The organism is Pseudomonas sp. G1002 (assembly GCF_013385455.1).
In the GTDB taxonomy this organism is placed as follows: Bacteria; Pseudomonadota; Gammaproteobacteria; order Pseudomonadales; family Pseudomonadaceae; genus Aquipseudomonas.
The window spans coordinates 192,913-201,265 of sequence record NZ_JACAPY010000005.1 but is presented as its reverse complement, the minus strand read 5'-3'; the positions used below and the strand labels follow the sequence as shown (position 1 = coordinate 201,265).

Here is an 8,353-nt window from a genome sequence, read left to right as displayed (position 1 = left end):
GATGGCCCGTCGCGGCGGCCCGCGGAACCGGGCCGGAGTGCGGGCATGCCGAGCCTAGGCGAGGCACCGAGTGGTGGGGCAAAGACCTTTTGGTTACTTTTGGGGCGTTTGCCAAAAGTGACCCGCTGTAAGAGCGGAACCATAAGCGGCCGTTACCGCAGCAACGGATATGTACCCAATCAGCTGCCCATATCCCCCGCCCAACCCTCCTACGCAACTATTGGTTACAAGTTGGTGATAACCTCACCGTTCCCCCACCCAGACCCGTCTCCCCGATGCCCAGTGAACCCGCGCTGCTGTTACGTCACCACCGCCCTTTCATCGCGTTCTGGCTGGCGCGGATCTTCACCGCCAGCGGTTTCCAGATGCTCACCGTGGCCATCGGCTGGAACCTCTACCAACTGACCGGCAACGTGCTGGACCTGGGCTTGGTCGGCCTGGTGGAGTTCGTACCGCGGGTACTGTTCATGCTGCACACCGGCCATGTGGCCGACCGCTATGAACGGCGCAAGGTCGCAGCCATCTGCCAGACCGTTCAAGCGTTGATCGCGCTATCCCTGGCAATCGGCGGACTGACCGGCAATGTCACCCGCGAGATGATTTTTATCCTGGCATTCCTGCTGGGCGCAGCCCGCTCGTTTGAAATGCCCACCACCCAGGCCCTGCTGCCGAGCATCGTGCCCACTGCACTGTTTCCCCGCGCCGTGGCATCGTCGCAGTCGGCGCAGCAATTGGCCACCATCGTGGCGCCGGCGCTGGGCGGTCTGCTGTACGCCTTTGGCAGTGTCTGGGTCTACGGCCCCACGGTGGTGCTGTACCTGATCGCCTGCGTGCTGACCCTCAACCTGCCCGCGCGCCAGACGCCGCTGAACAAGGCCAAGGCGACCATGGATTCGTTGCTGGCCGGGATTCGTTTTATCCGCAGTCGGCCGGACATCCTCGGCGCGATTTCCCTGGACCTGTTCGCCGTATTGCTGGGCGGCGCCACGGCCTTGCTGCCGGTGTTCGCCAAGGACATTTTGCTGACCGGGCCGTGGGGCCTTGGGCTGCTGCGCTCGGCGCCAGCGGTCGGGGCGTTGTTGATGTCGTTGTGGCTGGCGCGGTTTGCCGTCGACCGGCATGTGGGGCGGATCATGTTTACGGCGGTCGGGGTGTTTGGCGTAGCCACCATCGCGTTCGGCCTGTCGACCTCGTTCTGGTTCTCCCTGGCGGTGCTGGTGGTATTGGGCGCAGCGGACATGATCAGCATGGTGATCCGCGCCTCGTTCGTGCAACTGGAAACCCCGGACGAAATGCGCGGCCGGGTCAGCGCGGTCAACGGGCTGTTTATCGGCGCGTCGAATCAGTTGGGCGAGTTCGAGTCCGGGATCACCGCCCACTGGTTCGGCACCGTGCCCGCCGTGGTCATGGGCGGCATCGGCACGCTGGTGGTGACCGGGGTCTGGATCAAACTGTTCCCGACCCTGGCCAACCGCGACCGCATGCATGTGCCGGTGGAAGAGCCCGCCAAGGTTTAGAAGACCTTGTCGAGGGTGACGGGAAAGTCCCGCACCCGCTTGCCGGTGGCGTGATACACCGCGTTGGCCACCGCCGCCGCCACCCCGACTATCCCGATCTCGCCGACGCCCTTGGACCCAAGGGCGTTGACGATCTCGTCGTGTTCTTCGACAAACAGCACATCAATCTCGCCGATATCCGCGTTTACCGGAATGTGGTATTCGGCCAGGCTGTGGTTCATGGAGCGACCCAATGCGTGATCGACCTGGGTCTCCTCATGCAACGCCATGCCGATGCCCCAGACCACCCCGCCGAGAATCTGGCTACGGGCCATCTTCGGATTGACCACCCGCCCGGCCGCAATCGCACTGACCACCCGGCTGACCTTGATGGTGCCCAGGTCCTCATCCACCCGCACTTCGACAAACACCGCCGAATGCGTGGCAGAGGCATAGCCTTCGCGCTGTTTGCCCGGCTCGCAATCCACCTGCACTTCCAGCGCCTGCTCGCCGCTGTCTTGCACCAATTGCGCCAGGGAGATGCGCTGGTCACCGGCGTGCAGCTGGCCATTCTCAAACCGCGCCGACTCAGCGTCTTTGAACGCCGGGTACGTCTTGCGTGCAATGTCCAACAGCTTGGCGTTCAACGCTTCACACGCCTGTTGCACCGCGCTGCCCACCGACGACACGGTAAACGAGCCGCCCTGCAACGGCGCCGTCGGCAGCGATGAATCCCCCAGCAGGAACGTCACATCGCCTACCGGCACGCCGCTGGCCTGGGCGGCGATCTGCGCCATGACCGTGTAGGTGCCGGTGCCGATATCGGTGGTGGCGCTGCTGACTGTGAGCTTGCCCAGGTGGTCGATCCGCGCCTTGGCGCTGGCTTTCATTTGCAGGGCCTCCCACACCCCGCCGGCCATGCCCCAACCGATCAGTTGGCGACCATCGCGCATGCTTCGCGGCTCCGGGTTGCGCTGGCTCCAGCCAAAACGCTCGGCACCTTCGCTGTAGCATTCGCGCAACGCTTTGCTGGACCAGGGCTTGTCTTCGTTCTGATTGCGCTCGGCATAGTTGATCAGCCGCAATTGCACCGGGTCGATGCCCAGGGCGCAGGCCAGTTCATCCATGGCGCATTCCAGGCCGATCACCCCCAGCGCTGCGCCGGGGGCGCGCATGTCCAGCGGTGTGAACACGTCCAGCGGCACCAGCTTGTAGGTCAGCAGCACGTTATCGCAGTGATAGAGCATGCCGCTCCATTCCACCACGTGTTCGCTGAAGTCCTCGAAGCGCGAGGTCTGGCCGATGGCGGTGTGGCCCAGGGCAAGCAAGCGGCCATTGGCGGCAGCACCCAGTTGCAGGCGCTGCAAGGTGCGCGGGCGATAACCGAAGGTGAACATCTGCTGGCGCGTGAGGGTGACGCGCACCGAACGCTTCAGGGCCAGCGATGCCATCACTGCCAGCGGCAACTGGTACTGCGGGCGCAGACCGGAACCAAAGGCGCCGCCGACGAACGCGGCGAATATCCGCACCTGGCTTTTATCCAGGCCGAAGACTTTCTGCACATAGGCCTGGCAGTTCTGCGGGCCCTGGGTCTTGTCGTGGATATGCAGGGTGCCGTCCGGCTGATACAGCACGGTGCTGGCGTGGGGTTCCATGGGGTTATGGTGTTCGATGGGCGTGCTGTAGTGCAGATCCAGGCTCGTGGCGGCGCCGGTCCATTCGGCCTGGAAGTTGCCGCGCGGCTTGGGCGGTGTTTGCGGCGACGGGTGCGCCTGCTCCTGCAAGGCCAGCAGATCGGTCTCGGCAGGCTCGGCGGCGTATTCGATCTGCACCAGGGAACCGGCGTGGCGCGCCAGCTCCAGGTTGTCGGCAATCACCAATGCCAACGGCTGGCCGCTGTAGAGCACGCGGTCGTTGTACAGCGGGCGAAACGGCGAGCCGTCGGCAGCATCGGCATCGGCGTAGCTGTCGTCGTAGCTGGCCAGTTTCGGGCGGTTGAGGTGATCAAGCACCATCACCACACCGGGCAGCGCCAGGGCTTGGGACGCATCAATGCGGATGACCCGGCCCTTGGCGATGTTGCTCGACACCACGCTGCCGTGCAGCAAGCCATCCTCGGGAAACTCACCGGCATAGCGCGCTTGCCCGGTGACCTTGAGCAGACCGTCGACCCGGTCCAACGGTTTGCCGATTGCGCTCATGACGTGGCTCCTGCAACAGCGGCATCGCTCAGGGCGCGAATGATCGCGCGGCGTGCCAGTTTGATCTTGAAGCCGTTGTGCTCCAGCGGCTCGGCGTCCAGGAGCAGGGTTTCGGCGGCAGTGCTGAAAGTTTCGCGGCTGACGGACTGGCCGATCAGCGCGGCTTCCACCGCACGATCACGCCATGGCTTGTGGGCGACGCCGCCCAGGGCCAGGCGGGCGTCGACGATCACATCGCCATCCAGCTCCAGCGCCGCCGCGACGGATACCAGGGCGAAGGCGTAGGAAGCCCGGTCACGGATTTTCAGATAGTGACTGTGGGCAGCCAGGTGGTCGGCAGGCAACTCGATGGCGGTGATCAGTTCGTCGTCGGCCAACTGGTTATCCCGCTGGGGTGCATCGCCCGGCAGCCGGTGAAAGTCGGCGAACTCGATGACCCGCGCACCACCCCGGCCCTGCACATGCACCCGCGCATCCAGGGCGGCCAGGGCCACGCACATGTCCGAAGGATGGGTGGCGACGCACTGGTCGCTGGCGCCGAGGATCGCGTGGATGCGGTTCAAACCGACCCGCGCCGGGCAGCCACTGCCGGGCTCGCGTTTATTGCAGGGCACGGCGGCGTCATAGAAGTAGTAGCAACGGGTGCGTTGCAGCAGGTTGCCGCCGGTACTGGCCATATTGCGCAATTGCGGCGAGGCGCCGGCGAGGATGGCCTGGGACAGCAGCGGGTAGCGTTCTTCGATCAGCGGGTGCCAGGCCAGGTCGGCGTTGCTCACCAGGGCACCGATCATCAAGCCGCCCTCGGGAGTTTCTTCCACGTCGCGAAGTGGCAGCCCGGTGATATCAATCAGGTGCTCCGGGCGGCTGATGTTCTCTTTCATCAGGTCCAGCAGGTTGGTGCCACCGGCGATAAACCGCGACGCCGGGCTGACCAGGTGCACCGCCTCCTGCACGTCGGCCGGCTTGCTGTAATGGAAGGGATTCATTGCTCACCTCCCTGCACGCGGCACGCCGGCAAGGCTTCTTCGATGGCATCGCGGATGTTGTTGTAGGCGCCGCAGCGGCACAGGTTGCCGCTCATCAGTTCCTGGATTTGCGCGGTGTCGTGGGCACGGCCTTCACGGGCCAGGCCCACCGCCGAGCAGATTTGCCCCGGCGTGCAGTAGCCACACTGGAAGGCATCGTGCTTGATAAAGGCCTGTTGCATCGGGTGCAGGTCTTCGCCCGAGGCCAGGCCTTCGATGGTGGTCAACTCGGCACCGTCGCACATCACCGCCAGGGTCAGGCAGGCGTTCACCCGCTTACCATTGAGCAACACGGTGCAGGCGCCGCACTGGCCGTGGTCGCAGCCCTTCTTGGTGCCCGTCAGGTCCAGTTGCTCGCGCAGCAGGTCCAGCAGGGTGGTCCAGGGCAATACATCCAGTTGGATGGGGTCCCGATTGAGGGTCAGGCGTATCGGATGACTGACGAACGGCTTGGCCGCCGCGCCATTGGGGGTTGCGCTCATAAACACCTCACGGATTGGTGTGCAATCGCGGCGTTCTGGGAAGTCGCCGTCTTAGCGGTACGACTTCCCGGGGTTATGAGCGTTCAAGGCAATTGATGGGTGGCGATCAGCGAATGCTGAGGGTGGTAACCAGTTGGTTGCGCGGCGGGTTGATCGAGGTGTTGCTGTACTGGAAGGTGCCGCCGGCGTCGATATCCAGCTGGAATGTATAGATGTAGCCCATCAACGTGCCGGCGCCGCTGCACGGCTGGCTGATGGAACCCACTTGGCAGATGGCCATGCTGGTGCCGGACACCGGCGCTCCATCGAAAAACGCGTGGGAGCTGTTGCCCAGGCCGACTTCCATCACGTACACCAGGGTTTGCCCGCGGTGCGTGCACATCTGGGTGCTGTCGGCCCGCTCGGGAATGGTTTCAGTGCACTTGGCCGACTGAACCTTGAATACCCGCACCTCGCTCAACGCCGGTGCAGGCGCGCCCCACGCCGGTGCCGCACCGAGCCACAGGCCGATGCAACCGAACAGAGCTAGACTCCAGGCGCTGGCTTTTTTCATGCTGTCGATGACCCTGTAATAAACGTCGGCGCAGTATGCCTCAAGGCCATGATCAAGCCTATGCGCCACTGGCCCTCGGCTGCTGGTATGATGCGCCGCTTTTTCCGATCCTCTCTGGAACCACAGGCGCTTGGCGCAGTTTGTGCTTTGACTTAGAGGTCAACAAATAACGACGCAAAATAGCGTCACAGGGAGCAGGCATGCTGGAAAAGCTGTTTCAACTCAAGGCACACAACACGAATGTGCGCACCGAGATTCTCGCGGGCGTCACCACCTTCCTGGCCATGGCCTACATCCTGTTCGTCAACCCGAGCATTCTCGGCGAGACCGGCATGGACAAGGGCGCGGTCTTTGTTGCGACCTGCCTGGCGGCGGCCATCGGTTCCACCGTGATGGGCCTGATCGCCAACTACCCGATTGCCCTGGCACCGGGCATGGGCCTCAACGCATTCTTCACCTACACCGTGGTCCTGCACATGGGCCACACCTGGCAAGTGGCGCTGGGCGCGGTGTTCATCTCGGCAGTGCTGTTCTTCCTGCTGTCGATCTTCCGCATCCGCGAATGGATCATCAACAGCATCCCGCTGCCCCTGCGCTCGGCGATTGCGGCGGGTATCGGCCTGTTCCTGGCGCTGATCGCCCTGCACAACGCCGGCATCGTGGTCAGCAACCCGGCCACCATGGTGGGCCTGGGCGACCTGAAACAACCCGCGCCGATCCTCGCCACCCTCGGCTTCGCGCTGATCGTTGCGCTGGAAGCCCTGAAAGTGCGCGGCGCGGTATTGATCGGCATCCTGGTGGTGACCATCGCCTCCATCGTGCTGGGCTTCACCCCGTTCGGCGGCGTGATGTCGATGCCACCTTCGCTGGCCCCGACCTTCCTGCAACTGGACATCAAGGGCGCCCTGGACATCGGCCTGGTGAGCGTGATTTTCGCGTTCCTGTTCGTCGACCTGTTCGACAACTCCGGCACCCTGATCGGCGTCGCCAAGCGCGCGGGTCTCATGGGCAAGGACGGCCACATGCCGAAAATGGGCCGTGCGCTGATCGCTGACAGTACGGCGGCCATGGCCGGCTCGCTGCTGGGTACCTCGACCACCACCAGCTACATCGAATCGGCGGCGGGCGTGAGCGCCGGTGGCCGTACCGGTTTGACCGCCGTCGTGGTCGCGATCCTGTTCCTGCTGGCGCTGTTCTTCTCGCCACTGGCGGCCAGCGTCCCGGCCTTCGCCACCGCACCGGCGCTGCTGTTCGTCGCCGTACTGATGACCTCGGGCCTGGCCGAAATCGATTGGGACGACATCACCGTCGCCGCACCGGTGGTGATCACCGCCCTGGCGATGCCATTCACTTATTCCATCGCCAACGGCATTGCCTTCGGTTTCATCGCCTGGACCGCCATCAAGCTGCTTTCGGGCCGCTACCGTGAGCTGAACCCGGCGCTGGTGATCCTGTCGATTCTGTTTGTGATCAAGCTGGGCTGGTTCAACGCATGACTTTTGACGCCGCAAGCTACACCGTTCAACTGGAAGAAAAGGTCACGCGCCTGCGTGACCTGCTGGCGCCGTTCGACGCGCCAGAGCCTCAGGTTTTCGACTCGCCGTTGCAGAACTTCCGCCTGCGGGCGGAGTTCCGCCTGTGGCGCGAAGAGGGTCAGCGCCACTACGCAATGTTCTCCCAGGACGACAAGCGCACGCCGATCCTCATTGAAGAGTTTCCGATTGCCAGCCTGCGCATCAACCAATTGATGCCGCAACTCAAGGCCGCCTGGCAAGCCAGCGCCGCCCTGAGCCACAAGCTGTTCCAGGTGGAGTTCCTCACCACCCTGGCCGGCGACGCGATGATCACCCTGTGCTATCACCGCCCGCTGGACGAGCATTGGCATACGGCGGCGAACAAGCTGGCGGCAGACCTGAACGTCAGCATCATCGGGCGTTCCAAGGGCAAGCGCGATGTGATCGGCCGCGATTACGTGGTCGAGAAACTCGACGTCGGCGGTCGCACCTTCAGCTATCGCCAGCCTGAAGGCGCGTTCACCCAGCCCAACGGCACGGTGAACCAGAAGATGCTCAACTGGGCATTCGAAGCCCTGGGCGATCGCAGTGATGACCTGCTGGAGCTGTACTGCGGCAACGGCAACTTCACCCTGCCCCTGGCCACTCGCGTGCGCAAAGTGCTGGCCACCGAGATCAGCAAGACTTCGGTGAACGCGGCACTGAGCAACCTCGATGAAAACGCGGTGGATAACGTCACCCTGGTGCGTTTGTCTGCCGAAGAGCTGACCGAGGCCTTGAATGAAGTGCGGCCGTTCCGCCGCCTGCACGGCATCGACCTCAAGAGCTACGAGTTCGGCAGCGTGTTCGTCGACCCGCCGCGTGCCGGTATGGACCCGGACACCTGCGAGCTGACCCGGCGCTTCGAGAACATCCTGTACATCTCCTGCAACCCGGAGACGTTGGCGGCGAACATTGCGCAACTGCATGACACGCACCGGATTACCCAGTGCGCGATGTTTGACCAGTTCCCGTGGACGCACCACATGGAATCGGGTGTGTTGCTGACCCGGCGTTAAATCCCCAGCACTGCAAAAATCAAA

At 63.7% G+C, this 8,353-nt stretch carries 7 protein-coding genes; 3 read left to right on the top strand and 4 right to left on the bottom strand.

Translation table 11 applies throughout. From position 1 onward, the window contains the following. Positions 1-275: 275 nt before the first annotated feature. Positions 276-1,517: an MFS transporter gene (locus tag HX801_RS02745; protein WP_063026986.1), complete on the top strand. Its 1,242-nt coding sequence runs from the start codon at positions 276-278 to the stop codon at positions 1,515-1,517. Here HX801_RS02745 and HX801_RS02740 read toward each other — a convergent pair. From HX801_RS02740 to HX801_RS02725, 4 genes are all read right to left on the bottom strand, one after another. After that, entirely contained in the window at positions 1,514-3,697 is a 2,184-nt protein-coding gene (locus HX801_RS02740) for a xanthine dehydrogenase family protein molybdopterin-binding subunit (protein ID WP_087693544.1), read from the bottom strand. The genes HX801_RS02745 and HX801_RS02740 overlap by 4 nt on opposite strands. Next, on the bottom strand, positions 3,694-4,683 hold the full coding sequence (locus HX801_RS02735) for a xanthine dehydrogenase family protein subunit M (protein ID WP_008436634.1): 990 nt from the start codon (positions 4,681-4,683) through the stop codon (positions 3,694-3,696). The genes HX801_RS02740 and HX801_RS02735 overlap by 4 nt, the downstream gene beginning before the upstream one ends. After that, positions 4,680-5,204: a (2Fe-2S)-binding protein gene (locus HX801_RS02730; protein ID WP_256344191.1), complete on the bottom strand. Its 525-nt coding sequence runs from the start codon at positions 5,202-5,204 to the stop codon at positions 4,680-4,682. The genes HX801_RS02735 and HX801_RS02730 overlap by 4 nt, the downstream gene beginning before the upstream one ends. Positions 5,205-5,310: 106 nt before the next feature. After that, entirely contained in the window at positions 5,311-5,757 is a 447-nt protein-coding gene (locus tag HX801_RS02725; protein WP_003215559.1) for a DUF4879 domain-containing protein, read from the bottom strand. Positions 5,758-5,957: 200 nt separating this feature from the next. On the opposite strand from HX801_RS02725, the gene HX801_RS02720 reads away from it, so the two are divergent. Together HX801_RS02720 and trmA are read left to right on the top strand one after the other, a co-directional pair. Then, positions 5,958-7,253, top strand: a complete 1,296-nt coding sequence (locus tag HX801_RS02720; protein ID WP_003215557.1) for an NCS2 family permease — start codon at positions 5,958-5,960, stop codon at positions 7,251-7,253. Next, entirely contained in the window at positions 7,250-8,329 is a 1,080-nt protein-coding gene (trmA, locus tag HX801_RS02715; RefSeq protein WP_003215555.1) for a tRNA (uridine(54)-C5)-methyltransferase TrmA, read from the top strand. The genes HX801_RS02720 and trmA overlap by 4 nt, the downstream gene beginning before the upstream one ends. The last annotated feature ends 24 nt before the right edge of the window (positions 8,330-8,353 follow it).

Coding starts and splice junctions, on each gene's coding strand:
- HX801_RS02745 (WP_063026986.1), top strand. CDS start 276: ATGCCCAGTGAACCCGCGCTGCTGTTACGTCACCACCGCCCTTTCATC.
- HX801_RS02740 (WP_087693544.1), bottom strand. CDS start 3,697: ATGAGCGCAATCGGCAAACCGTTGGACCGGGTCGACGGTCTGCTCAAG.
- HX801_RS02735 (WP_008436634.1), bottom strand. CDS start 4,683: ATGAATCCCTTCCATTACAGCAAGCCGGCCGACGTGCAGGAGGCGGTG.
- HX801_RS02730 (WP_256344191.1), bottom strand. CDS start 5,204: ATGAGCGCAACCCCCAATGGCGCGGCGGCCAAGCCGTTCGTCAGTCAT.
- HX801_RS02725 (WP_003215559.1), bottom strand. CDS start 5,757: ATGAAAAAAGCCAGCGCCTGGAGTCTAGCTCTGTTCGGTTGCATCGGC.
- HX801_RS02720 (WP_003215557.1), top strand. CDS start 5,958: ATGCTGGAAAAGCTGTTTCAACTCAAGGCACACAACACGAATGTGCGC.
- trmA (WP_003215555.1), top strand. CDS start 7,250: ATGACTTTTGACGCCGCAAGCTACACCGTTCAACTGGAAGAAAAGGTC.